Raw genomic sequence first — 24,105 nt, 5'->3', positions numbered from 1 at the left:
TTGATCTTTCAGATGACATTTCTGACCAAGACGGACAGCAACATAGCTGGGACGACTTGATGATCCGCTCCGCTGTTTTTTTTATGCTATTCGGATTTTTGGCGGTCAGTGCGCAAGCTGATGATGCCCAAAGCGAACTTGCTCGCCAGATTGAGGCGGCGTCCGTCACATCCAACCAAGCATACTTTGACACAGGTAAAAGTGTAGGATGGACGCTATATCCTCCTACGATTTACTGCCGTGAAATGCAGGTTGATGATTGTGATGTGACAGCACTAACTCTGAAAATCAGCGCCGAGACCTCCACGCAAAAGCCACTTGGTGAGATCACATTCGACCTTGCTCGCACGAAGATCCCCGATCCGTCTTCGCCGAATGGTGACGTCTATGCTTTCATGACTGGTAGCGAAGATAAGGCAAACGGCTCGGCTATGTTCGATCTGCATTTTTTGCCCCCCTATGAACCCACGATCTGGTCAACAACATCTGAGTCAGAGGTTGAGCGGCCAGTCCCGTTTGCTCGGTTCTTGATGGAACCTGTCGCAGACGAGACACAGCCCCGCCGCTTGCTGTCACTTTTGAACCAGTACCAAGCAGCATATTGCAGATTCTCGGGCTAGTTTTTTCGCTTGGAGGGATGCCGCGGAATTTCGCCCTAACCGCAACTGAATCCACTGGTGGCAAGGCCCGCATAGCCGACATTCGACGCATTCGCAGACATCTGCGAATGCGTCGAGCCGCTTTTGTCCACTATTCTCGGTATGGGTGCCCGGCGCGGCAAAATACGCCGCGAGAGCCTTCTACACGGACCGCCGCGCGATTTGAAACCGAAACGCCGCCTTACTTGCAGCGCTTCTGCGCTTCTTCCATCGCCGCCGTATAGCCGATCAGCGAGAACGTGTCCTTGGTCTGTGTGCCGCGCTCGGAGCGCGCGGTCAGCACCGCATCGGCGCCGCGTTTCATCGCCGCGATGATCTTGGCATCGTCATCGCTGCTGGCGGGCCAGGCCCAGTCCTTCTCGGTGTAGAGCTGGAATTTCTCGCCGCTGATGTCCACATCCACGGTCGACCCTTCGGCGAAGGGATAGCCACCGGTAAAGGCCACCTGCCCGCGCACGCCCGCGTCGGGCCGGAAAAAGGTCATGAACAGGATCTCGCCCCGGCGCACGGCCACGACCTTGCCGCCCTTGGTGTTGACGGTTTCGGTGGGGGCGGAAACGGTCCAGCATTCGCGCGGCGAATCTTCGGTGAAAACGCTCCATGCGGTCTTGGCCGCGACCTGATTTGTGCTTTCGGACTGGGCCGATGCGGGCTGCGCGGCCCCGATCCCCAACAATGCCAATGCGGAAATTGCGGCGCACAATGCGCCCCGCGTCACAGGTGATACCATATCTTGTGCAGCCTCCAAGCTGTCTTATGCCTCATTCAGCCGCACTCGCCATCTGCCCCTGTCAGACGGGGTTTTCCGCTTGGCAAGCGCGTGGTTCTTCTCGACACTGCAACATTAGCCCAAAACGCGCCAGAAACGAAAGAATGAATTGGCGGAAACCCGCACAAGCCATTCACCAAGGAGACCGCGATGCAAAATGCCGCCCAACCCCCCGTTCCGATGACCGAAATCTGGCGCGGCCCGATGGCCGAAAGCCTGCATCTGGGCCATGCGCTGATCTGCGGTCCCGGCGGCGAGATCATCGAGGCGTGGGGCGATCCGCAGGTGCAGGTCTATCCGCGCTCCTCGTGCAAGATGCTGCAGGCGCTGCCCCTGATCGAGAGCGGCGCGGCCGATGCCGCCGGGCTGGGGCCCGAGCATCTGGCACTGGCCTGCGCGTCCCATAACGGCGCGGCCATCCACACGGCGCGCGTGGCGGACTGGATCGAGGGGCTGGGCCTGGCCGAGCCCGATTTTCGCTGCGGCAGCCATATGCCCAAGGACGAGGATGCCGCCCACGCGCTGATCCGCGCCCATGCCGCGCCCTGCCAACTTCACAACAATTGTTCGGGCAAACATGCCGGTTTCCTGACGCTGAACCGGCATATCGGGGGCGGGCCGGATTATGAGCTGTTCGACCATCCCGTCCAGCAAGCCTGCCTGCGCGCGTTCGAGGAGGTCACGGGCCAGGACAGCCCCGGCCATGGCATCGACGGATGCTCGGCCCCGAATTTCCTGACCACCCTGCACGGGATGGGCCGCGCGATGGCGTGGTTTGCCAATGCGCGCGAGGGCGCGGACACGCGCCAGAGCGCCGCCGCGCGGCTGCGCGACGCGATGATCGCGCATCCCGATCTGGTCGCAGGCGAAGGGCGCGCCTGCACCGAGTTGATGCGCGCCTGCAACGAGCCTGTGGCGCTGAAAACGGGCGCCGAGGCGTTCTTTGTCGCGATCATTCCGGGGCGCGGGTTGGGCATCGCCCTGAAAATCGCCGATGGCGCCGACCGCGCGGCGGAATGCACCATAGCCGCGCTGCTGGTGCGGCTGGGCGTGCTGGATGCAAACCATCCATCGGCGCGCAAGTTCATGAACAAGGTGATGACCAACTGGCGCGGGATCGAGACGGGGATGATCAAACCGGCAGCAGGGCTGCCGGGCTAAGCGTATCGCCGCGCGATCATTCTCCGGCAAACTCGGTCCGCGCGTAACCTTGCAGATACAGCAGCGCGGTCAGATCGCCGTGATTGATCCGCAGATCGCACTCCGCCGCCACGCTGGGTTTCGCATGCAGCGCAACACCCGCGCCCGCGCGCCCCAGCATCCCCAGATCATTCGCGCCGTCGCCCACGGCCATCACCTCCGCCGCATTGAGGCCAAGCCGCGCGGTGATCTCCTCCAGCGCGTCGATCTTGGCCTGCCGGCCCAGAATGGGCCGCGCGACGTCGCCCGTCAGCACGCCCTGCTCGATCTCCAGCACATTCGCGCGATGCTCGTCAAAGCCCAGCGCCGCGGCGACCGGCCCGGTAAAGGCGGTGAACCCGCCCGACACCAAGGCAGTGTGCGCTCCGTGGCGGCGCATCGTCGCGATCAGCGTTCGCCCGCCGGGCGCGTGGGTGATGCGGGCTTGCAGAACGTCCGCGATCACCGCCTCCGGCAAGCCCTTCAGCAACGCCATACGCTCCAGCAGCGCGCCCTCGAAATCCAGCTCGCCGTTCATCGCGCGGGCCGTGATGGCGCGCACATGATCGCCCACGCCCGCGACCTCGGCCAACTCGTCGATGCATTCCTGCCCGATCATCGTGCTGTCCATATCGGCCAGCAGCATCCGCTTGCGCCGCCCCGCGCTGACCTGCACGGCCAGATCGACGCCCAGGGTCTGCACGTCCTGCCACACCTCCCACAGGTTTGCGGGCCGCTGCGCTATCTCGAACTCCGCCGCTTCGTCCGGCGACAGCCATTGCACATCGCCGCCGCCCCACGCATTGCGCAGGCTCTGGATCAGGCTCGGCTCCAACCCGCCGGGGCGGGCAATCAAGGTGGCGGTGAACATCAGGCAAGGCTCCGGCTATGACTAAAATGCGTCGCAAATTATTCCCGAGCTGCCGCATAGCGTGAATTACCCTCTTGCGAAAGACCCCGGCCCCGCATAGCTTCGCCCGTGGGACACCCTTCCCCAACGAAGGGCGCTTATCTGGAAGGATAGCTAAATGGCTATTGACGACCCCGCGCGCGATGGCGTGCGCGCACCTGAATTGCGGCCTGCAAACCCGCGCTTCTCCTCCGGCCCCTGTGCCAAATCCCCTGCATTCACACTCGAAAAGCTGTCTGGCGCGCCCTTGGGTCGCAGTCACCGTGCCGCCGTGGGCAAGGAGCGGCTGAAGGCCGCGATTGACGGCACCCGCACCGTTCTGGGCATCCCCGAGGATTACCGCATCGGCATCGTTCCCGCCTCCGACACCGGCGCGGTGGAAATGGCGATGTGGTCGCTGCTGGGCCCGCGCAAGGTGGAAATGCTGGCATGGGAGAGCTTTGGCGCGGGCTGGGTCACCGACGCGGTGAAGCAGCTGAAACTGGATGCCGAGGTCAAGACGGCCGAGTATGGCGAGATTGTCGATCTTGGCAGTGTCGATACCGACAATGACGTGGTTTTCACCTGGAACGGCACCACTTCGGGCGTGCGCGTTGTAAATGGCGACTGGATCGACGCCAAACGCGCCGGGCTGACCATTTGCGACGCCACCTCTGCCGCGTTTGCGCAGGATCTGCCGTGGGACAAGCTGGATGTGACCACCTTCAGTTGGCAAAAGGTGCTGGGCGGCGAGGCGGCGCATGGCATGATCGTGCTTAGCCCTCGCGCCGTGGAGCGGCTGGAATCCTACACCCCGCCATGGCCCATGCCCAAGATTTTCCGCCTCACCAAGAGCGGCAAGCTGATCGAGGGCATCTTCAAGGGCGAGACGATCAACACCCCCTCCATGCTGGCGGTCGAGGATTACCTGCTGGCGCTGGACTGGGCGCAGTCTGTCGGCGGCCTGCCCGGCCTGATCGAGCGCGCGGATGCCAATGCGGGCGTCATCGCCGATTTCGTGGCCGATCACGGCTGGATCGCGAACCTTGCCAAGGATCCCGCGACACGCTCGAACACCTCCGTCTGTCTGCGCTTCACCGACCCGTCCATTGCGGATGGCGCGGCCTTCGCCAAGGCGGTCGCTAAACGGCTGGAGGCCGAAGGCGTGGCTTATGACATCGGCGCTTACCGCGATGCACCCCCCGGCCTGCGCATCTGGTGCGGTGGCACGGTAGAGACGTCCGACATTCAGGCGCTGATGCCCTGGATCGAATGGGCCTACCACGCCGAGCGCGCCGCGCTGGCCTGAGTGTTTCCCGGCGGGCCAGCGCGGCCCGCCCCCTCCCCCTTATTCCATAAGGACGCTGAAAATGGCTCCCAAAGTACTCGTCTCCGACAAGCTGTCTGAAACCGCCGTGCAGATCTTCCGCGATCGCGGCATCGACGTGGATTTCCAGCCCGATCTGGGCAAGGACAAGGACCGTCTTGCCGAAGTGATCGGCGATTATGACGGCCTTGCCATCCGCTCGGCCACCAAGGTCACCGAAAAGATCCTTGAAAACGCCCACAAGCTGAAGGTCATCGCGCGCGCCGGCATCGGCACCGACAATATCGACAAGGTCGCGGCCTCCAAAAAGGGCGTGATCGTGATGAACACGCCTTTCGGCAACATGATCACCACCGCCGAGCACGCCATCGCGCTGATGTTCGCCGTGGCACGGCAAATCCCCGAGGCATCGGCCTCCACCCATGCTGGCAAATGGGAAAAATCCCGCTTTATGGGGACCGAGCTGACGAACAAGGTGCTGGGTGTCATTGGCGCGGGCAATATCGGCGGCATCGTCTGCGACCGCGCACGCGGGCTGAAGATGAAGGTGATCGCCTATGACCCCTTCCTCAGCGAGGCCAAGGCCGACAAGATGGGCGTCGAAAAGGTCGAGCTGGACGATCTGCTGGCCCGCGCCGATTTCATCACCCTACATGTGCCGCTGACCGACCAGACCCGCAACATTCTCAGCCGCAAGAATCTGGAGAAGACCAAGAAAGGCGTGCGCATCATCAACTGCGCCCGCGGCGGTCTGGTGGACGAGGCCGCGGTCGCCGACATGCTGAAATCCGGCCATATCGCCGGCGTCGCCTTTGACGTGTTCGAGGTGGAGCCTGCCACCGACAGCCCGCTTTTCGGCCTGCCGAACGTCGTTTGCACGCCGCACTTGGGCGCCGCCACCACCGAGGCACAGGAAAACGTCGCCCTGCAAGTGGCCGAACAGATGTCGGACTACCTGCTGACCGGCGCCGTGACCAACGCGCTGAACATGCCGTCCGTCACCGCCGAGGAGGCCAAGGTGATGGGCCCCTGGATCAAGCTTTCGGGGCATCTCGGCTCCTTCATCGGCCAAATGACCGACGAGCCGATCAAGGCGATCAACATCCTCTATGACGGCGCGGTCAGCCAGATGAACCTGCCCGCCCTCACCTCGGCCAGCGTCGCGGGGATCATGAAGGCGGTGAACCCCGAGGCGAACATGGTCAGCGCGCCGGTCGTGGCCAAGGAACGCGGCATCAAGATCAGCACCACCCATCAGGACAAATCCGGCGCATTTGAGGGGTATATCAAGCTGACCGTCGTGACGGACAAGCGCGAGCGCTCGATCGGCGGGACGATCTTTTCCGACGGCAAGCCGCGCTTCATCCAGATAAAGGGCATCAATATCGACGCCGAGATCGGCGCGCACATGCTCTATGTCACCAACAACGATCAGCCGGGCATCATCGGCGCCCTGGGCCAGACGATGGGCACCAATGACGTGAACATCGCCAACTTCACCCTCGGCCGCTCGACCGCCGGGGGCGAGGCGATCGCGCTGCTCTATGTCGACGCCCCGGTTCCGCAGAAGGCGATAGATGCGCTGCGCGAGACCGGGCTTTTCCTGCAGATAAAGCCGCTTCAATTCGATATCGGCTGAAGCGCCGCGCGCTTGACCATATGCAGACTCCTGCGACGGTCAAGCGCGGTCCGGCTTCATCTTGGCCCAAATACTGCCGCAGGAGGCGCCGGGGCAGATCTACGGCTTCGGCGCCCACGCCCGTTGATCGGGAATGAAAAGCCGCATCGTGTCGCCCAAGGCGATCCGGCCCTCGCGTTCGACCCAGGCCGTCACGCCGCGCCGGTCCCCGGCTGCGCGCTTGAACGCCCGGCCCATCCCGGGATGCTGCGCATCGATTACCTTGGCGGGCAGGTGGCAGGGGCGGTTTTGCATGTCGATCACCAGCGTCGCGCCATCCGGCCCCTGAAGACGCGACGACGGCGGCACATGGCTGAAATCCGCGATCCCCTCGATCACCATCGACGCGCCGATCAAGGCCGGATCCAGCGCGTCCAGCTCCATCGCGCGGGCGATTTCGGCCAGGTCTTCGGCCGACAGGATCGACAGCTGCCGCGTGTTGGCAATGGTCGTGCCGCGCGGATGCAGCGCCGCGACGCGGCTGCAGGAGGGCCGCGTCTCGCCGCCGTGAAATTCTCCGGGAATCCCTGCAAAGCTCAGCATCGCCTCCGTCAGCGGAGCGGCGCTCAGGTCTGCTGTGCTGTCTGCAACGCAGCCCAGCCAAGTGACGCGCGCGGTATGGTCGGTCGGGATGATGGCGGGCATGGACGCACTCCGGGGATCTGTCGCGCCCGTGCATCTCTTCACGGGCTGAATGCAATGTCAATCAGGGGGACGGCGATACAGCGCGCAGCGCGTCCAATCAGACCGTGAGGGTGAAAAACAACCGCCGGAACGGGAACAGGACAGATCCGTCGGCGCGCACCGGATAGGCGGAGTTCATGACCTCCTCATAGCGCGCGATCAATTCTGCGCGCTCGTCCGGCTCCAGCGCATCGAGGACGGGCCGGGCATAGGTGCTTTCGGTATAGCGGCGCACCGGGTGGCTGTCCGCTTCGGCGCCAAGCCTTTGATAATACTCCGTCTCCCACATGCGAAAACGGCCCCTCGGCGCCATGAGCGTGTCATATTCGACCGGGCTGAGGATACCGGGCGTGCCGCGCAGATCGACGCGGCCCGGGAACAGATCGTCCGCCAGCGTCAGCCACATCCGGTGCGAGGGCGCGTTGTTCTGATGCGGCAATTGCACGGCCAGCGTCCCGCCCTTGCCCAGCATCGCCGCAAGGCGCGGCATCAACGCGGCGTGATCGGGCAGCCAGTGCAATGCGGCGTTCGAGTATATCAGGCCCGGCGCGCGGCGCGGGTGCCAGTCGCGGATATCGGCCTGTTGAACGCTGGAATATCCCTTGGACGCGCGGGCCTTCTCCAGCATCGCGGGGGAGGCATCAACGCCGATCACGTCGCGGCCCATGGCCCGCTCGGCCAGCGCGGCGCCCATTTGTCCGGCGCCGCATCCCAGATCCACGACATCGCCCGCGCCCATCTGGCCGACCGCGTTGAGCAGGTCCATCGCCGGGCGCAGCCGCAAATCCTGGAATCGCGCGTAGGCGCGCGGATTCCAGTCGGTGCTGCGCGGATTGGCGGCGGTCGTCACGCTGTGGGCTCGGGCTCCATCCCGCCGTCGCGCGGGGGCTTCGGCTTGGTCTTGGGGATCGCGGTCACGGACGGCGTGTCGCCCTCGCCCGGCTCATCGTCGCCGTCATCGCGATGCGGCGGCTCGCCGCGCGCGACGCGCTGGATCTCTTCGCCGGTGAGCGTCTCATATTCCAGCAGACCCTCGGCCAGCCGCTCCCATTCGTCCTTCTTCTCCATCAGGATCCGGTGCGCCGTCTCGTAGGCCTCGTCGATCATGCGCTTGACCTCTTCCTCGATCAGCTCCTTCGTCGCCGCCGAGATCGAGAAACTGCCGGCGCCGTTGCCCATGTAGCCTTCATGCGCCTGCTGGTAGTCGATATTGCCGACCTTGTCGGACATGCCCCAGCGCAGCACCATCGCCCGCGCCAGCCCGCTGGCCTGCTGGATATCGCCCGCCGGGCCGTTCGACACGTCATCGGGGCCGTATTTGATGATCTCGGCCGCCTTGCCGGCCATCGTCATCGCCAGCTTTTGCTCGCATTCGGACTTGTGCCAGTTCAGCCTGTCGATTTCCGGCAAGCTGACCACCATACCCAGCGCGCCGCCGCGCGGAATGATCGTGGCCTTGTAGACCGGATCGCATTTGGGCAGCGCAAGACCCACAATGGCATGCCCCGCCTCGTGATAGGCGGTCTTTTCCTTCTGGTCCTGCGTCAGAACCATCGAGCGGCGCTCGGCCCCCATCATGACCTTGTCCTTGGCCATCTCGAAATCTTCCATCATGACGAAGCGGCGCCCGATGCGGGCCGCCATCAGCGCAGCCTCATTCACGAGGTTGGCAAGGTCCGCACCCGAAAAGCCGGGCGTGCCGCGCGCGATGATGCGCAGGTCCACGTCGGGGCCCAAGGGGGTCTTGCGCGCATGGACGCCCAGGATCTTTTCGCGGCCCTTGATGTCGGGATTGGGCACCTCGACCTGACGGTCAAAGCGGCCCGGACGCAGCAGCGCGGGGTCCAGCACGTCCTTGCGGTTGGTCGCGGCAACGATGATCACGCCCTCGTTCGCCTCGAAGCCGTCCATCTCCACCAGCAACTGGTTCAGCGTCTGCTCGCGCTCGTCATTGCCGCCGCCGTAACCGGCGCCGCGATGACGGCCCACCGCGTCAATCTCGTCGATGAAAACGATGCAGGGCGCGTTCTTTTTCGCCTGCTCGAACATGTCGCGCACGCGGCTGGCGCCGACGCCGACGAACATTTCCACGAAATCCGAGCCGGAGATGGTGAAGAACGGCACGCCCGCCTCGCCCGCGATGGCGCGGGCCAGCAGTGTCTTACCGGTGCCCGGAGGGCCGACCAGCAGCGCGCCCTTGGGGATCTGCCCGCCAAGGCGGCTGAACTTCTGCGGGTTGCGCAGGAATTCGACGATCTCTTCCAGCTCTTCCTTGGCCTCGTCGATGCCGGCGACGTCGTCAAATGTCACGCGGCCCGATTTCTCGGTCAGCATCTTGGCCTTGGATTTGCCAAAGCCCATGGCGCCGCCCTTGCCGCCGCCCTGCATGCGGTTCATGAAATAGATCCACACACCGATCAGCAACAGGAACGGCAGCAGCGACAGAAGGAAGGTCTGAAAGCCTGATTCCTGCTGCGCCTTGGCGGTGACGGGTATGCCCTTGTCGATCAGGGTTTGCGTCACATCCGCATCGGCGGGCTTGATTGTGCTGTAATCCTTGCCGTCCGTCTTGCGATAGGTGACGTTTTCGCCATCCAGCGTCACGTTGGTCACGGCGTCTTCTTTGACGGCCGAGACGAACTCGGAATATTTCACCGACTGGCTCTGCAACGCGCCGCCCTGGCCGCTGAAAAGGTTGAACAGCGCCAGAACCAGCAGGAACAGGACCAGCCAGAAGGCGATATTGCGTGCGTTGCCCAAGGAAATTCTCCTAACATTCGATGGCCCGGCGCATAGCACGCGAGCCTTGCCTCTTAAATAGAGATCATGAACCCATCTTCAATGCGATAATAGCATCGCCTGCAAATCTGTCGCGTCCCGCCGCAGCCGCGCGGTCCATCCATTCGCGTCGCCGGCCAGTGGCGCGGCGATCAGCGTATCGCCCTGCCACACCGCCGGAAGCGTCTGAACTGACTGGGCCGGCAAGCCTGTCTCGCGCCAAGCAGGACAGGCCGCGCGGCCCTCGGCGCCCAGCGCGCGCAGTTCGGCGTCCGGCAGATGCGGCCCGTTCAGATCCCAGCGCCCATCCCAGGGCGTGCCCGGCGCGGCGGTGCAGTGACGGACTGCGGCGAATTCACGCGCCACGCGCAATGTATTGCCGGACAGGCTGACATGGCACCCCCCCAGCGTGCCGCCCCGCCCCGAGGCGATCGCCGCCAGCAGACGGTCCAGATCGGGGCCGCGCGCGCCATAGCCTGCGCCCGTGATCCAGCGCAGGCCGGCGGACAGGATGCGGCGCGCGATGTCGGGACGCAGGCGCGCGAAGGCATCGGCGGGCATCAGCAGATCGCCGTGCTGCACCGCAACCAGCGCGCGCGCCTCCTGCGCGGCGTAATGGCCCAGCGTGCCGCGCGCCTCGGCCATGTGAGCCGCCACATCGGCCAGCGCCTGCGCGCTTATGCCGACCGGCTCCAGCGCCGTGAGGGCGCGGCGCGCCAGCGTGCGGCGATAGCGCCCGTCGCTGTTGCTGGGATCGTCGATCCAGGTGGCGCCCCGCGCCTCCAGATATGCGCGCAACTCGCCCCGCCCGGCGGCGAGCAAAGGCCGGTGCAGGGTCACGCCGCCCTCGCGGCGGCGCGCAGGCATCGCGGCCAGCCCGTCCACGCCGGCGCGGCGGGCAAGGCGCATGAGCAGCGTTTCGGCCACATCGTCGCGCGTATGGCCCAGCGCCACGCCGCTCAGCCCATGCTCGTGCGCCCAGGCGGCCATCAGCGCGTAACGGGCGGCGCGCGCCGTCGCCGCCAGATTGCCGCGCCCGTCCCAGCCGTCCCAGGTCAGCGTGTCATGCGCGATGCCGAGCGAGGCGCAGATCGCCGCCACCTGCGCGGCCTCCGGCCCGGACGCCGCGCGCAGGCGGTGGTCCACGGTGACGCAGCGCAGCGGCGCGCCGCCCCAATCCGCCATCAGGTGAAGCAGCGCAAGCGAATCGCTGCCGCCCGAGACGGCAACGCCGAGCGGCCCTCTATCCGTCTGGAAATGCTGCGAAATCAGCGCAGGCAGAACCGTCACTGACAGCCGATAGTCTGCATCTCGCCGCGGGCTTCGCCGCCGGCAGGCGCGCCCGGAAAGCGGGTTTCGACCTCGGACAGGGTCTGACAGGCAGCCTCGGTCTGACCCAGACGGCCCAGCGCGCGGCCCAGCCTGAACAGCGCATCAGGCGCTTGCGGGCCCGTCTTGTCGGCGGAGAACGCGTCAAGATATGCCTTGGCAGAGCCCTTGGTGTCGCCCGCGCCGTCCAGCGCCTGACCGCGCATCAGATAGGCGCGCGCGCTGAGCGGGCTGCCGGGATAGGTCTGCAGGAAGGTGCCGAACTGCTCGGCCGCGGCCGCGTTGTCCCCCGACGCGAAAGTCGCCTCGGCGGCGTCGAAATCGGCCTGTTCGCCCACGGCGAGCGGCTCGGCCGGGGCGGCGGGCGCGGTGTCAGCAGGCTGGATCGCGGAGGTTATGCCGCCGCCGCGGCTCGATTGCGGCATGTCTCCGCCGCCCAGCGTCGTGGTCTCGCCCAGTTGCGACGTGTCACCGCCCTCAAGCTCGACCAGGCGGAATTCCAGATCGCCGATCCGGTTGGTGCCATCGGTCACGACGCGGTCGATGCGCTGCTGCATCTCCTCGGTGCGGGCGGTCAGGCGTTGCAGCTCGGATTCGATCGATCCGACCCGGTCCAGAACCGAGCCGGAGGTGTTCAGCTGCCCCGCCGCGCCCGTGGTGCTGAGCTCGCGCTTGAGCTTTTGCACCTCGACATAAAGAACGGACATTTCCTGACGGATATCGGCCAGGGTGGCGGCCTTGTCCTGCGCCATGGCGGGCATGGCGAAGGCAAGCGTGGCGGTCAGGATCAGGGCGGCAAGGCGGCGCATTGGCGAGGCTCCGGTCAGAGGGGAATCAGCTGCTTGCGCCGACCGAGATCACGGTGACGGCACGGCGGTTCTGGGCATAGCATGCCTCGTTCGAGCAGATCTCGATCGGGCGCTCCTTGCCATAGCTGACGGTTTTCAGACGGCCCGCCGGGACTCCCTGCCCGATCAGGTATTCCTGGACCGAATTCGCGCGGCGTGCGCCCAGCGCAAGGTTATACTCGCGCGTGCCCTGCTCGTCGGCGTGGCCCTCGATCACGGCGTTGTAGTCGCGGTTGGTCATCAGCCACTGCGCCTGTCCGTCCAGAGTGCGCTGCGCCTCGGGCGTCAGGTTGTAGGTGTCGATCACGAACAGCACCCGGTCGCCGACGGATTGCTGAAAATATGCGGGCGAGCGCGGATCGGAAGCCGAGCCGTCCATCCCTGAACCCATGCCGGACCCCATGCCGCCATTCAGATCGCTCATGCCCTCGTCAAAGCGGCCCGGATCGGTACAGGCGGCCAGCGCCAGACCGGCGCAGAGGAATGTCACTGTCTTCAGGGTCTTCAGGAAGGTCATCATCGTGCCTCGCTCGATAAGGTTATGCGCCTGCTTGCGCGCGTTTTAACAGGTATTAACACAGCACGCGGCCCAAGGGAAACGTCCCGAAAGCCGCGCGCCGAAATTTACTGAAGCGGCGACCATGACGGATCGCTCGCGCCGCTGCCGACCGGCACCTGGCGCAGGTTGCGCCCGGAGATGTCCACCGAATAGAGCCCCGCCTGACCGCTTTCGCCCTGGGTCTCGCGGGTGAACATGATGACGCGACCGTTGGGCGCCCATGTCGGCCCCTCGTCCAGGAAGGACGCGGTCAGCAGGTTTTCGTTGCTGCCATCTGTGCGCATGACACCGATGTGAAAGCGGCTCTGGCTTTGCTTGGTGAAGGCGATCAGATCGCCGCGCGGCGACCAGACCGGCGTGCCGTAATTGCCGTCGCCGTTCGAGATGCGCCGCGCCTCGCCGCCATTGGCGCCCATGACATAGAGCTGATTGCGCCCGGTGCGGTCACTCTCGAATACGATCTGGCTGCCATCGGGGCTGAAGCTGGGGGCGGTTTCGATCGACGGCGCACTGGTCAGGCGCTGGCTGGCGCCCGAGTTGATATCCATCGTGTAGATGTCGGTGTTGCCACCCGATTCGACCGAATAGACCACCGTCTGGCCGTTGGGCGCAAAGCGGGGCGCAAAGCTCATCGTGCCCTCCTGCGACGGCAGCGACCGGCGGTTCATGCCGGCCAAGTCCATAACGTAGATGCGGGGAAAGCCGCTTTCATAGCTGGTAAAAAGAACACGGTCCCCGGTGGGCGAAAAGCGCGGCGCCAGCACCAGCGACGAGCTGTCGGTCAGATAACTGACGTTGGCGCCGTCGTAATCCATGATCGCCAGCCGCTTGGAGCGCTGGTCCTTCGGCCCCGTCTCGGAGACGAACACGACGCGGCTGTCGAAATAGCCGCCCTCGCCGGTGATGCGGCTATAGACCTGATCGGCGATCTTGTGCGCGATCCGGCGCCAGCCGTCCTGCGTTCCGACGAATTGCTGGCCGCTGCCCAGCTCCTGGCCCGAAAACACGTCCCAGACGCGGAATTGCACCGTCAGGCGCCCCGATGCATCCACGTCGACCGCGCCGGTGACCAGCGCCTGCGCATTCACGGCTTTCCAGTCCGCGAACTGTATCGGGCTGGAAAAGCTGGTGACGCGGCTGATATGCGCGCTGGCCGGCACTTCGCGGAACAGACCCGTGCCGCTGAGGTCGGCGGCAATCAGCGTGCTGATGTCCTGCGCCGCCTGTCCGCCGCCGCCGGCGCCCGCCACGAAGGTGGGGATCGCGAAGGGCATCGGCTCGATCACGCCTTCGGTGATCTCCAGCCGCAAAGGGCCGTTCTGTGCCGCGACAGGCGCGGCAAATACACCCGCGCACAGGCCCAGAAGGGCCAGAATTCGCATCGCAGGAAATGTCTGGGCCAGAATTCGCGCCATCATTTTATCCTTTTGCTTTCAGGGTTGAATACCAGTTCCACATTGCGCCATGACGCATATTTTTCAACCGGCAGGGCAAATCCGCGCGCGCCGCAGCGGATGATCGCCCGTCTTGCGGCCTCATACGCCTGCTTTGCCGCGCCGGACGAGCCGCCGGTGGCGTCGATCATGCGAATCGTGCCGTCGATGGGCCGGGCGTCCTCGGTCAGCTCGAACGCGACAGTGACGACGGTGGCCAGCGCCTCGGAGCTGAGCGCGCCGATGTTCCAGCAGCTTTGCACCGCAAGGCGCATGCCCTCCTTCTCGCCCGCGGTCAGCGGCGGGCCGGCCGGGGCCGACGGGGTGGGCGTGTCCGACGTGCCGCCAAGGGCCGCGGCAAGCGCGTCCTCGATCCCGGCGGTGTCGGCGGCGGGCGCGGCCGGTTCCGGCTCGGGCTCCGGCTGCGGTGCGGGCTTCGGCTGCGGTGCGGGGTCCGGCTGCGGCGCGGGTTCGGCCTCGGCGGTCTGGGTTTCGGGCGCGGGTTCGGGCGCCGGCGCGGGGCGGTTCGGGCGCGATCTGGGGCGCACGGATTTCGACGGCGCGGGCTGTTCGGCCTCGGTCACGATCTCGGTCGCGGCGGCCTCCGGGGCGGTCGACTCGGCCTCCTCGCGGGGGGTCTCGGCGGCCTCGTCCGGCACGGCCTCTTCGCGCACGACATCATCCACTTGCGTGTCGGGCTCGGGCGGCGCGACCTGCTGGGGCGCCACGCGCTCGGCCGGACGCGGCACGGGGCGCAGCGAGGGATCGGGGCGCAGCGCGGCCATATCCTCGGAGGGCGGCTCGATCACCGGCGCCTCGTCCGAGACCTCCGCCTGCTCGGCGGGCACGGGCGGCTGCGGCGCCGGGTCAGGCGCGGCCTCGGGCGCGGGATCGGGCTGCGGCGTGTCGGGCGCGGGATCGGCTTCGCTGGTCAGATCGGGGGTGTCCTGCGGCACCGCGGGGCTTTCCAGCGGCGCGGGCGGCGCGATCTCCTCGGTATCGCTGGGCTGCGCCGCGCCGGAGACGATGTCGGCATATTCCTCGGACGTGACGGCCGTGACCTGCATCACGTCCAGCGGCAACGGGTCCGTGCGCAGCGACCCGCCGAAAAGCAGCCAGCCGATCAGACCGATATGGCCCGCCCCCGATATGATCTGACCCGTGTTCATCGCGCCGCGCGCCTTAGCCGTCCGCCGCGTCCAGCGACGGGCCGCCCGTATCCGTCACCAGACCGATGTTTTCAAACCCGCCCTTGTTGAGCGCGCCCATGATCTGCACCACGTCCGCGTAAGGAACGGCGCCATCAGCGCGCAGGAACACCCGGTTGCTCTCGCGCTCTGCGGCGATGGCGCGCAGGCGGCCGATCAGGTCGGCGCGGTCCACCTCGACGGTCTGGATGGTGACGATGCCTTCGGCGGTGATGGTGATCGTCAGCGGCTCTTCCTGCTCGCCCGGCAGCGATGTCGCCGCGGTTTTCGGCAATTCCACCGGCACGCCGACCGTCATCAGCGGCGCCGCGACCATGAAGATGATCAGCAGCACCAGCATCACGTCGACGAAGGGCGTGACGTTGATTTCGGACATGGCACGCGCGCGGCTGCGATTGCGCCTGCGCCGCTTGCCGCCTCCGGACCCCTGGGTGACACCTGCGCCCATGGTCTAGCTGTCCAACTGGCGGCTGAGGATGGTGGCGAATTCGTCGGCGAACGCCTCGTAGCCTGCCACGATGCGATCCGAATCAGCACTCAGCTTGTTGTAGAAGATGACCGCCGGGATCGCCGCCAGAAGGCCCAGCGCGGTCGCCAGCAGCGCCTCGGCGATACCGGGCGCCACGACGGCAAGGTTCGTGTTCTGCGCCGCCGCGATACCGATGAAGGCATGCATGATGCCCCAGACCGTGCCGAACAGACCCACGAAAGGCGCGGTGCTGCCAACGGTCGCAAGCACCGGCAGACCCGATTGCAACGCCTCGGTTTCCTTGGCGATGGCCACGTCCATGCTGCGATCGATGCGCGCGGTCGCGCCCGCGATCATGCCGCCATCGGTGCGGTGGCTGCGGCGCCACTCCATCATGCCGGAGGCAAAGATGCGCTGCGACTGGCCGTCCGGATCGGTGCCGATCTGCTCGAACAGCTCGTCCAGCGGCTCGCCCGACCAGAATTGCCGGTCGAACGCCTCGGCCTCGGACCGGGCCTTGCGGTACATGATCAGCTTTTGCACGATGATCGACCACGCCCAGAAGGACGCGACGATCAGCATCAGCATCACCAGTTTTACAACGAATGTCGCCTGGGCAAACATGCCCCACATGGAGAAATCCAAGTCCTGCGCCAATGCGAGGGTTTCTGCTTCCATCTGCCTGCTCTTTTTTTATGCAGCCCCTGCCTTTGGAGCCCTGTTTCGCGGGACGCTAGACTAAAGCGCGCGCAAAATCCAACGCCATCGCCGCATTGCACGCAAATTTGAGCGATCAGTGCAAAAGCAGGCGGATATTTGCCGGAAGCCGCGCGGGGTGCCCGGTATCGGTCACACAGACGATGGTGACGACCGCGGCGAAGATCACCTCGCCCGCGCGTTCGACCTGCTGGCGCAGCACCAGACGCGCGCCGGTGACAGACGCCACCTCGGTGCGCACCTCCAGCCGGTCGTCGAACCGCGCGGCCAGCAGGTAATCGCACTCCACCCGCCGCACGGCAAAGACAAGGCCGCCGTCATCCTTCATCGCGCGCTGGTCGATGCCCATCTCGGCGACCCAATCGCTGCGGGCGCGCTCGATGAATTTCAGATAATTCGCGTGATAGACGATACCGCCCATGTCGGTATCTTCGTAATAGACGCGGACAGCAAAAACATGGCTCATGGCCGCCACCCTAGGCCGCGGCCCGCGGGCCTGCAACAGGCAGAGGGAATGCGCTCATCCCTGCTGCATCCGCGCGGACAGGCGCAGCGCATGTGACGCATCCTGCGCCGCGCCGGGCAGAACCGGATCATAGGCCGCGCGGATCAGCGCGCCGATCTCGGGACGCAGGATAACCTCCCCGTCCGGCCCCGCCGCCAGCGCAGAGCGTTCGCGGAACGCGGTCTCGGACCACAGCAGGATGGTTTGCACCGCTTGGCCCAACGCCAGCGCATCGGCGGGCACGGCATCCAGATGCGCATCCATGCGCAGGAACACGAAGGCCGCCCGGATCGCTCCGTCCGGCTCGAACCGGAACAGGCGATACTGGTTCGCATCCACTGCTTTCAGGCGCGCGACCAGCGGCTCAAGCTCGGGGATCATGCGGCTCAGATCCGGCAGGGCCAGCAACTCGTCCCAGTCGCGCATGAAGAACATCATCAGGTTCGCACCCAGTTCGGGGTCCGTCTCGGCGGTGCTGTGCGCGGCCAGAAGCGCGACCGCCTCGATCGCGCCCTTGATGACCGGCAGCGTCTCGTCGTTCACACCGAAGACCACGGGCACGATGGGTCGGCCCCAGCGCGCGCACAGATATGTCCCGTCGCTGCGGGTGAAATGCGCCTCGATCTCGGCTGGTGTCATGACGTGGCTCCTGCAATGATCCGGGCGTTCACTAGCCAATCTGCGCCGAAAGGCAAATGACCGATCGGCGGTTTTTTACACCAATGCGCCGCAAGACCGCGCGGTCATCTTTCCGCAAAACCCCGAGGTTCGGCGCATGCGCCCTATCCCTCGAACAGATCGCGCGATCCCGGTGCGCGGGGCGCCGCCAGCCCCAGATGCGTCCAGGCGCCCTGCGTCAGCATCCGCCCGCGCGGCGTGCGCTGGATCAGCCCTTGCTGCAGCAGATAGGGCTCGATCACTTCCTCCAGCGCATCGCGCGATTCCGACAGCGCGGCGCTGAGCGTTTCGATGCCGACCGGCCCGCCCTGATACGCCTCGGCGATTAGCGTCAGGTAGCGCCGGTCAGCGCCGTCAAGGCCCAGGTGATCGACGCCCAGCCGCGTCAGCGCGCCATCGGCCAGATCGCGGGTGATGGTGCCGTCCCCATCGACCAGCGCGAAATCGACGACCCGGCGCAAGAGTCGCCCGGCGATGCGCGGCGTGCCGCGCGCGCGGCGGGCAATTTCGCGCGCGCCGTCCGTCGCGCAGGGGATGGACAGAAGCGCAGCGTTGCGCACGACAATCTCGTGCAGCTCGTCCACCGTGTAGAATTGCAGCCGCGTGGGGATGCCGAAGCGGTCGCGCAGCGGCGTCGTCAGAAGACCCAGCCGCGTGGTCGCCCCCACAAGGGTAAAGGGCTGCAGCTCGATCCGCACGGTGCGGGCGGCGGGGCCTTCGCCGATCACCAGATCCAGCTCGAAATCCTCCAGCGCGGGATAAAGCACCTCCTCGACCGCCGGGTTCAGGCGGTGGATCTCATCTATGAACAGCACATCATTGCGTTCCAGATTGGTCAGGATCGCCGCCAGATCGCCCGCCTTGGCCAGAACCGGGCCCGAGGTCATGCGAAAGCCGACGCCCAGCTCGCGCGCCATGATCTGCGCCAGCGTCGTCTTGCCAAGGCCGGGGGGGCCGTGAAACAGCGTGTGATCCATCGCCTCGGCCCTCTGGCGGGCGGACTGGATAAAGACGCGCAGGTTCGCCCGTGCCTCGGCCTGGCCGATGAATTCGCTCAACGCCTGGGGGCGAAGGCTGCGGTTTTCGTCCTCGGCCAGCTTTTCGGGGCGCAGGGTGGGGTCGGGATCGGTCTTCATCGGATCTGCCTCATCCCTTGGGTGCCAGCAGCTTCAGCGCGGCGCGGATCAGCGCGGCGACGTCTGCACCGGGCGCCTCGCCCGCGGCCTGTGCGACGGCGCCCGCCGCCTCGCCGGGCGCATAGCCCAGATTGGTCAGCGCCGACAGCGCCTCGGCCTGCGGGCCGGGACCGGCGGGGGCGGCAGGGCGCGGCGCCTGCGGGCCTGCCTCGATCACCTCGCCGTCCTGCGGTTGTGGCTGCGGCGCGGCGGTGGCGGGGCCTGCGCCCATCGCCATGATTTCTGGCGCCTTGTCCTTCAGCTCGTTCACCACGCGCTGCGCCGTCTTCGGCCCGATCCCCTTGGCCGCCTTGACCGCGTTCCAGTCGCCCAGCGCAATCGCGCGGCCCACGCCGTCAGGTCCAAGCGTGCCGAGAATGGCAAGGCTCGCCTTGGCGCCGACACCCTGCACGCTCATCAGCAGGCGGTGCCATTCCTTTTCGACCAGCGTGGTAAAGCCGAAAAGTTGCAGAATATCCTCGCGCACCAGCAGATCGGTATAAAGCGCCGCGTGTTCGCCCGCGCGGGGCAGCGCCTGCATCGTGCGGTCCGAGCAAAAAACCAGATACCCCACGCCCTGCACATCGATCAGCACGTGATCGGCGGCGCGGTAATCAATGCGGCCCGCGATGCGCCCGATCATGCCAGCGCCCTCGCCAGCCGTGCGCGGCTGGCGGCGTGATGCGCATGACAGATGGCAACGGCCAGCGCATCGGCCGCATCAGGGCCTGTCAGCACCGCGCCGGGCAGCTGCATGCGGACCATATGCGCGATCTGGTCCTTGCTGGCATGGCCCACGCCGACAACGGTCTTCTTGACGGTATTGGGCGCATATTCGCCCACCTCGATCCCGTATTGCGCAGGCGCGAGCAGCGCGATGCCGCGGGCCTGCCCCAGTTTCAGCGTGCCGGCGCCGTCCTTGTTCACGAAGGTCTGCTCGACCGCCGAGGTCTGCGGCGCATAATGAATCAGGATCGCACTGAGTTGCTGAAACAGCGACAAGAGCCGCGTAGGCAGGCCGTCCCCCTCGGAATGAAGCGTGCCGTTGGCAACATGGCAAAGCCGACTGCCATCGACATCGATCAGCCCCCAGCCGAGGTTTCGCAACCCCGGATCAATGCCCAGAACCCGCATCCTGTGCCCTCACTGCCCGTCCGTTTGCCTTCGGCGTTTTTCCACGCCTAGCACGAAACGGGAACACCTTCCAAGCAGAATACGCCACCTGTCGCGCGGCCGGGTTCTCTTGTGCCGCGATCCGCGGCGCCGCAGCAACATTCTTGCGCCTTGGTCAGCGGCGCGCGCCGCGTGCTTCAAACCCTTTAAAAAAAGGTTGATGGGCACGCGGCGACCTATGCAGCCGGCGCATGATGACTATGCGCAAACCGCCGTTGCCAGAACGGGTTGGCCTGTCTATCTGCAGCTCAACAACACAAGAGTTCCTGACATAATAATCGTCAGGCCAAACCAAGGATGAGTAAAATGGCCTCTATCGACACGACCCGCTCCACCACCTACCAGTCACAGCCCGTCGGGCTCAGCGTCAGCCGCTTCGCCGCTGCGTTCTCGGCATGGAATGACGCCCGCCTGACGCGCAAGGCATTGTCGGCCCTGTCCGACCGCGAACTGGACGATATCGGTCTGACCCGCTCGGACATCGCAACGTTCACCGCACGCGGATGAACGCCGGGTTCGCTGCCGCCCCCGAGACGTCCAGCTTCTGAAACGCGCGCTACCGATCATCGGGGCGCGCGTTTTGCATTACGGGACAGCGCGCCTGCGCCAAAGATGCAGCGCATCGCCGCCGATATCGCGCACGGCCTCCAGCGTGAAGCGCGGCGCGGCGTCCAGCGCATCCAGACCCAGCGGCCCGATCCCCGCACGCCCGTCGGCGCCCAGCGCCAGACCTGCCGTGAACCCCGCCAGCCGGTCCACCACATCCGCCTGAAGCAATGACGCGGCCAAAGCGCCGCCCCCCTCGCAAAAGACACGGGTCAGCCCCGCCGCACCCAGCGCCTGCATCGCCGCCGCCATGTCGGGCGCGCCGCCGCTCAGCGGGCATTCGATCAGATGGGCGCCGACCGCCTGCCATGCCGCAATGGCCTGCGCGTCCGCGTCCGGCCCGTGGATCAGCCAAAGGGGGACGTCGCGGGCGCTGAGCGCCAGTTTGGACATGAGCGGCAGTTCAAGCCGCCGGGAGACTGCGACGCGCACGGGCTGGCGCGCCGCGCCCATGCCGCGTACCGTCAGCAGCGGATCGTCCGCGCGGACCGTGCCCGCGCCCACCATCACCGCGTCATGCGCCGCGCGCATGGCATGAACCGCGCGCCGTGCCTCGGGCCCCGTGATCCATTGCGACTGGCCGCTTGCCGTGGCGATCCGCCCGTCAAAGGATGTCGCCAGTTTCAGCGTCACCTCCGGGCGCCCGCGTGTCACACGGCTGAGAAAACCGGCCAGATCGCGGCGCGCCTCGTCCGCCATCACGCCGGCGTTCAGGGCGATCCCGGCGGCGCGCAGCCTGTCCAGACCGCGCCCCGACACGCGCGGGTCAGGATCCGTAGCGGCAACGACAACCCGCGCGATGCCCGCTGCAATCAGCGCATCCGCGCAGGGCGGTGTCTGGCCGTGATGCGCGCAGGGCTCCAGCGTGACATAGGCCGTGGCGCCCCGCGCGGCGGCGCCCGCCCGCGTCAGCGCCTGCACCTCGGCATGGGGCCGACCGCCGGGCGCCGTCCAGCCGCGCCCGACAATTCGGCCCGCCTGAACGATCACGCAACCGACGGCGGGGTTGGGCCACGTGCTGCCCTGCCCGCGCCGCCCCAGCGACAACGCCAATGACATGAAGCGGGTGTCGGCGGCGTCCGTCACTTTTCGGGTGTCTCGGCCCCGGTCAGGGTTTCGGGACGCAGCTCGCTCACGAATTTGTCGAAATCGTCGGCGGCCTGGAAATTCTTGTAGACGCTGGCAAAACGCACGTAGGCGACGGTGTCGATCCGCGCGAGGCTTTCCATCACGATCTCGCCCACCGTCTTGGACGGAATGTCCGTGTCGCCCATGCTCTCCAGCCTGCGCACGATGCCCGAGATCATCTGCTCGATGCGCTCGGGCTCGACCGGGCGCTTTTGCAGGGCAATGCGGATCGACCGCTCCAGCTTGTCACGGTCGAAATCCTCGCGGCGCCCGTTGGTCTTGACCACGACCAGATCGCGCAGCTGCACCCGCTCGTAGGTGGTGAAACGGCCGCCGCATGCCGGACAGAACCGCCGCCTGCGGATCGAGACATGCTCCTCCGCCGGGCGTGAATCCTTGACCTGAGTTTCGATATTTCCGCAAAACGGGCAGCGCATCGGCCTGTCCTTCTATTGTCTCTGCCTCTCGGGATTGGGTCTGCCGCCCAATTATCCACAGGCACTATAGGTCAGCCGCAAGGTTTTGGGTAGATGCGAAATCGCGCCCCCAGATGCAGAGGATGGACCTTTTCGCCGGCCCCGCACGTTTGCATTGCAAAGCCACTTTGATTTGGAGTTTTCTCATGACGGACAAGGTTCTGTTCATTACCGGCGCGTCTTCGGGCATTGGCGCGGAAACGGCACGTCGCGCGGCCAAAGAAGGCTGGCGCGTCGCGCTTTTCGCGCGCAGCGAGGACAAGCTGGGCGCGCTGGCGGCCGAGATCGGCGACGCGGCCCTGTCCGTGCCGGGCGACGTGACCGATCTGGCATCGCTCAAATCCGCGATATCCCGCACCGTCCAGGAGTTCGGGCAGATCGACGCCGTTTATGCCAATGCGGGCACGGGGCTCGACACGCCGGGCGTCGAGAATGGCGATCCCGAGGAATGGCGCGGCATGATCGACCTCAACGTGATAGGCGTGCTTTATACGATGAAGGCGGCCTATGCCGAGTTGAAGAAGGCCAAGGGGCATCTGGTGCTGACCGGATCGGTGGCGGGCAAGGTGCATATCTCCGGCTCGATCTATGGCGCGTCCAAGTGGTTCGTGCAGGGTCTGGCCGGGAACATGGCGCAGGAGATGCGCGAATGGGGCGGGCGCTGCACGCTCGTTGCGCCGGGGATGGTCGACACCCCCTTTTTCGATGAACCAAAGCCCGACAAGCTGAAGCCGGTGGACGTGGCAAACGCGGTCGTCTATGCCTTGGGGCAGCCCGCGCATGCCAATGTTCAGGAAATCGTGGTCATGCCTGCGGGCTAAGCAAAACGGGAGTGCCGCAATGGAAAATACCCCTGGATCCGCCGCATGGCGCAAGGAAAAGCGTCAAGCGCTCATCGAAAACCGCCAAGCCATCCCGGTGGCCGCCCGCCTGGCCGCCGACGCGCAGCTGGCCGAGCGACTGGACGAGATGGTGCAGGACGTCTCGGGCAAAACCATCTCGCTGTACTGGCCGTTCCGGGGCGAGCCGGACCTGCGCAAATGGGCCGCTGCCTGCCAAGAGCGCGGCGCGCGTCTGGCCCTGCCGGTGGTGGTTGCCAAGGCGACGCCGCTGGAATTCCGCCGCTGGCAGCCGGGCGACAAGCTGGAGAAGGGCGTGTGGAACATCCCGGTGCCGCCCGAGGGCGCCGAGGTTGTGCTGCCGGACATCGTGCTCTCGCCGGTGGTGGGGCTGGATGCGCAGAACTACCGCCTGGGATATGGCGGCGGCTTCTTTGACCGCACGCTGGCCGCGCTGCGCGACAAGGGCGTGAAGGCGCGTGCGATCGGAGTGGGGTATGCCCATCAACGCATGGACACGATCCACCCACATGAATTCGACATTCCGATGGATGACGCGATCCTGATCGAGACCTGAAAGCGAAAAACGCGCCTGCCTGAGAGGGCGGCGCGTTTCGATTTCATCTCATTCCGGGCGAAGCGATGACGCCTCGCCGTTACACACGCTTTAGGCGTCCACCACGCAGACGGACCGGGGCAGATCGTCGTCCACCATGAAGGATGGAAGCGCCCAGCCGCTGTCGGTTACGACTGGCCGTTGCCGCAGCTCGCGCAATGTTGCCTCGCACTCGGCCAGATCATCCTGCGATACCGTGATCCGGACAACGTCATTGGTATCGGATGCCGCCCCATCAAAGGCGGTGGCCAGGCCGGCGACGGGGACACACAAGGCGGCGATGACGATAAAGCGTTTCATTACGTTCTCCTTCCACTTGGAAAAACAACGCACTAGCACGCGATTGGTTCACGCCGAATGAAGGGTGCTGCGGAAAATTCTGA

27 protein-coding genes are annotated in these 24,105 nt (G+C 65.9%); 7 read left to right on the top strand and 20 right to left on the bottom strand.

Annotated elements, in window-relative coordinates; genetic code table 11:
* Positions 1-59: 59 nt before the first annotated feature.
* Positions 60-620 carry a hypothetical protein gene (locus tag DC366_RS19635; RefSeq protein ID WP_133176184.1) on the top strand — a complete coding sequence of 187 codons (561 nt, stop codon included), beginning with the start codon at positions 60-62 and terminating at the stop codon, positions 618-620.
* 220 nt (positions 621-840) lie between these two features.
* On the opposite strand, the gene DC366_RS08500 is transcribed toward DC366_RS19635, so the two are convergent.
* Positions 841-1,389 (bottom strand): invasion associated locus B family protein, encoded by a 549-nt coding sequence (locus DC366_RS08500; protein WP_108691789.1) that lies wholly within the window; start codon positions 1,387-1,389, stop codon positions 841-843.
* A gap of 189 nt (positions 1,390-1,578) precedes the next feature.
* On the opposite strand from DC366_RS08500, the gene DC366_RS08495 reads away from it, so the two are divergent.
* A complete protein-coding gene (locus tag DC366_RS08495) occupies positions 1,579-2,589 on the top strand; it encodes an asparaginase (RefSeq protein ID WP_243405081.1) in 1,011 nt (336 codons plus the stop codon).
* 16 nt (positions 2,590-2,605) lie between these two features.
* Here DC366_RS08495 and serB read toward each other — a convergent pair whose 3' ends face one another.
* Complete coding sequence (gene serB, locus DC366_RS08490; protein WP_108691787.1) at positions 2,606-3,478, bottom strand: phosphoserine phosphatase SerB; 873 nt, start codon at positions 3,476-3,478, stop codon at positions 2,606-2,608.
* 157 nt (positions 3,479-3,635) lie between these two features.
* Here serB and DC366_RS08485 point away from each other — a divergent pair, with 157 nt between their 5' ends.
* Both DC366_RS08485 and serA read left to right on the top strand, forming a co-directional pair.
* Positions 3,636-4,805 (top strand): phosphoserine transaminase, encoded by a 1,170-nt coding sequence (locus DC366_RS08485; RefSeq protein WP_108691786.1) that lies wholly within the window; start codon positions 3,636-3,638, stop codon positions 4,803-4,805.
* Positions 4,806-4,866: 61 nt separating this feature from the next.
* The gene (gene serA / locus DC366_RS08480; RefSeq protein ID WP_108691785.1) at positions 4,867-6,462 is read left to right on the top strand and encodes a phosphoglycerate dehydrogenase; all 1,596 of its coding nucleotides are present in this window, start codon (positions 4,867-4,869) and stop codon (positions 6,460-6,462) included.
* Between the two features lie 99 nt (positions 6,463-6,561).
* Here serA and DC366_RS08475 read toward each other — a convergent pair whose 3' ends face one another.
* The 15 genes from DC366_RS08475 to ruvC all read right to left on the bottom strand — a co-directional run bounded on the left by DC366_RS08475 (position 6,562) and on the right by ruvC (position 20,018).
* Entirely contained in the window at positions 6,562-7,146 is a 585-nt protein-coding gene (locus DC366_RS08475; protein ID WP_108691784.1) for an MOSC domain-containing protein, read from the bottom strand.
* A gap of 97 nt (positions 7,147-7,243) precedes the next feature.
* On the bottom strand, positions 7,244-7,951 hold the full coding sequence (locus DC366_RS08470) for a methyltransferase domain-containing protein (RefSeq protein WP_108692002.1): 708 nt from the start codon (positions 7,949-7,951) through the stop codon (positions 7,244-7,246).
* An 80-nt stretch (positions 7,952-8,031) separates the two neighbouring features.
* A complete protein-coding gene (gene ftsH, locus DC366_RS08465; RefSeq protein WP_108691783.1) occupies positions 8,032-9,945 on the bottom strand; it encodes an ATP-dependent zinc metalloprotease FtsH in 1,914 nt (637 codons plus the stop codon).
* A gap of 78 nt (positions 9,946-10,023) precedes the next feature.
* Positions 10,024-11,253 carry a tRNA lysidine(34) synthetase TilS gene (gene tilS / locus DC366_RS08460; RefSeq protein ID WP_108691782.1) on the bottom strand — a complete coding sequence of 410 codons (1,230 nt, stop codon included), beginning with the start codon at positions 11,251-11,253 and terminating at the stop codon, positions 10,024-10,026.
* Positions 11,250-12,101 carry a tol-pal system protein YbgF gene (gene ybgF / locus DC366_RS08455; RefSeq protein ID WP_108691781.1) on the bottom strand — a complete coding sequence of 284 codons (852 nt, stop codon included), beginning with the start codon at positions 12,099-12,101 and terminating at the stop codon, positions 11,250-11,252. Before ybgF ends, tilS begins: the two co-directional genes overlap by 4 nt.
* 25 nt (positions 12,102-12,126) lie before the next feature.
* Positions 12,127-12,657, bottom strand: a complete 531-nt coding sequence (gene pal, locus DC366_RS08450; protein WP_207768688.1) for a peptidoglycan-associated lipoprotein Pal — start codon at positions 12,655-12,657, stop codon at positions 12,127-12,129.
* A gap of 107 nt (positions 12,658-12,764) precedes the next feature.
* Positions 12,765-14,081, bottom strand: coding sequence for a Tol-Pal system beta propeller repeat protein TolB (tolB, locus tag DC366_RS08445; RefSeq protein ID WP_108692000.1), 1,317 nt, complete (start codon positions 14,079-14,081; stop codon positions 12,765-12,767).
* A gap of 32 nt (positions 14,082-14,113) precedes the next feature.
* Positions 14,114-15,301, bottom strand: a complete 1,188-nt coding sequence (gene tolA, locus DC366_RS08440) for a cell envelope integrity protein TolA (RefSeq protein ID WP_108691780.1) — start codon at positions 15,299-15,301, stop codon at positions 14,114-14,116.
* A 13-nt stretch (positions 15,302-15,314) separates the two neighbouring features.
* On the bottom strand, positions 15,315-15,788 hold the full coding sequence (tolR, locus tag DC366_RS08435; protein ID WP_108691779.1) for a protein TolR: 474 nt from the start codon (positions 15,786-15,788) through the stop codon (positions 15,315-15,317).
* A gap of 3 nt (positions 15,789-15,791) precedes the next feature.
* Positions 15,792-16,487 carry a protein TolQ gene (gene tolQ, locus DC366_RS08430; protein ID WP_108691778.1) on the bottom strand — a complete coding sequence of 232 codons (696 nt, stop codon included), beginning with the start codon at positions 16,485-16,487 and terminating at the stop codon, positions 15,792-15,794.
* Positions 16,488-16,602: 115 nt separating this feature from the next.
* The gene (gene ybgC, locus DC366_RS08425; RefSeq protein WP_108691777.1) at positions 16,603-16,992 is read right to left on the bottom strand and encodes a tol-pal system-associated acyl-CoA thioesterase; all 390 of its coding nucleotides are present in this window, start codon (positions 16,990-16,992) and stop codon (positions 16,603-16,605) included.
* 54 nt (positions 16,993-17,046) lie between these two features.
* Positions 17,047-17,670: a hypothetical protein gene (locus DC366_RS08420; protein WP_108691776.1), complete on the bottom strand. Its 624-nt coding sequence runs from the start codon at positions 17,668-17,670 to the stop codon at positions 17,047-17,049.
* A gap of 143 nt (positions 17,671-17,813) precedes the next feature.
* Positions 17,814-18,845, bottom strand: a complete 1,032-nt coding sequence (ruvB, locus tag DC366_RS08415) for a Holliday junction branch migration DNA helicase RuvB (RefSeq protein WP_108691775.1) — start codon at positions 18,843-18,845, stop codon at positions 17,814-17,816.
* A 10-nt stretch (positions 18,846-18,855) separates the two neighbouring features.
* The gene (gene ruvA / locus DC366_RS08410; RefSeq protein WP_108691774.1) at positions 18,856-19,527 is read right to left on the bottom strand and encodes a Holliday junction branch migration protein RuvA; all 672 of its coding nucleotides are present in this window, start codon (positions 19,525-19,527) and stop codon (positions 18,856-18,858) included.
* Positions 19,524-20,018, bottom strand: a complete 495-nt coding sequence (ruvC, locus tag DC366_RS08405) for a crossover junction endodeoxyribonuclease RuvC (protein WP_108691773.1) — start codon at positions 20,016-20,018, stop codon at positions 19,524-19,526. Before ruvC ends, ruvA begins: the two co-directional genes overlap by 4 nt.
* Positions 20,019-20,363: 345 nt before the next feature.
* Between ruvC and DC366_RS08400 the strand changes: the two genes are divergently transcribed.
* The gene (locus DC366_RS08400; RefSeq protein WP_108691772.1) at positions 20,364-20,564 is read left to right on the top strand and encodes a DUF1127 domain-containing protein; all 201 of its coding nucleotides are present in this window, start codon (positions 20,364-20,366) and stop codon (positions 20,562-20,564) included.
* Between the two features lie 78 nt (positions 20,565-20,642).
* Here DC366_RS08400 and ribD read toward each other — a convergent pair whose 3' ends face one another.
* Together ribD and nrdR are read right to left on the bottom strand one after the other, a co-directional pair.
* Entirely contained in the window at positions 20,643-21,722 is a 1,080-nt protein-coding gene (gene ribD, locus DC366_RS08395) for a bifunctional diaminohydroxyphosphoribosylaminopyrimidine deaminase/5-amino-6-(5-phosphoribosylamino)uracil reductase RibD (protein ID WP_108691999.1), read from the bottom strand.
* Positions 21,723-21,745: 23 nt separating this feature from the next.
* Positions 21,746-22,228 carry a transcriptional regulator NrdR gene (gene nrdR, locus DC366_RS08390; protein ID WP_108691771.1) on the bottom strand — a complete coding sequence of 161 codons (483 nt, stop codon included), beginning with the start codon at positions 22,226-22,228 and terminating at the stop codon, positions 21,746-21,748.
* 185 nt (positions 22,229-22,413) lie between these two features.
* Between nrdR and DC366_RS08385 the strand changes: the two genes are divergently transcribed.
* A complete protein-coding gene (locus DC366_RS08385) occupies positions 22,414-23,088 on the top strand; it encodes an SDR family oxidoreductase (RefSeq protein WP_108691770.1) in 675 nt (224 codons plus the stop codon).
* Positions 23,089-23,107: 19 nt separating this feature from the next.
* Positions 23,108-23,683 (top strand): 5-formyltetrahydrofolate cyclo-ligase, encoded by a 576-nt coding sequence (locus tag DC366_RS08380; RefSeq protein WP_108691769.1) that lies wholly within the window; start codon positions 23,108-23,110, stop codon positions 23,681-23,683.
* A 90-nt stretch (positions 23,684-23,773) separates the two neighbouring features.
* On the opposite strand, the gene DC366_RS08375 is transcribed toward DC366_RS08380, so the two are convergent.
* The gene (locus DC366_RS08375; protein ID WP_108691768.1) at positions 23,774-24,022 is read right to left on the bottom strand and encodes a hypothetical protein; all 249 of its coding nucleotides are present in this window, start codon (positions 24,020-24,022) and stop codon (positions 23,774-23,776) included.
* Positions 24,023-24,105: the final 83 nt, after the last annotated feature.

Origin of the sequence: Pelagivirga sediminicola (assembly GCF_003072125.1) — a bacterium.
GTDB lineage: Bacteria > Pseudomonadota > Alphaproteobacteria > Rhodobacterales > Rhodobacteraceae > Roseovarius > Roseovarius sediminicola.
Note: the sequence above shows the minus strand (reverse complement) of the source record. Positions and strands in the feature narration are given on the sequence as shown.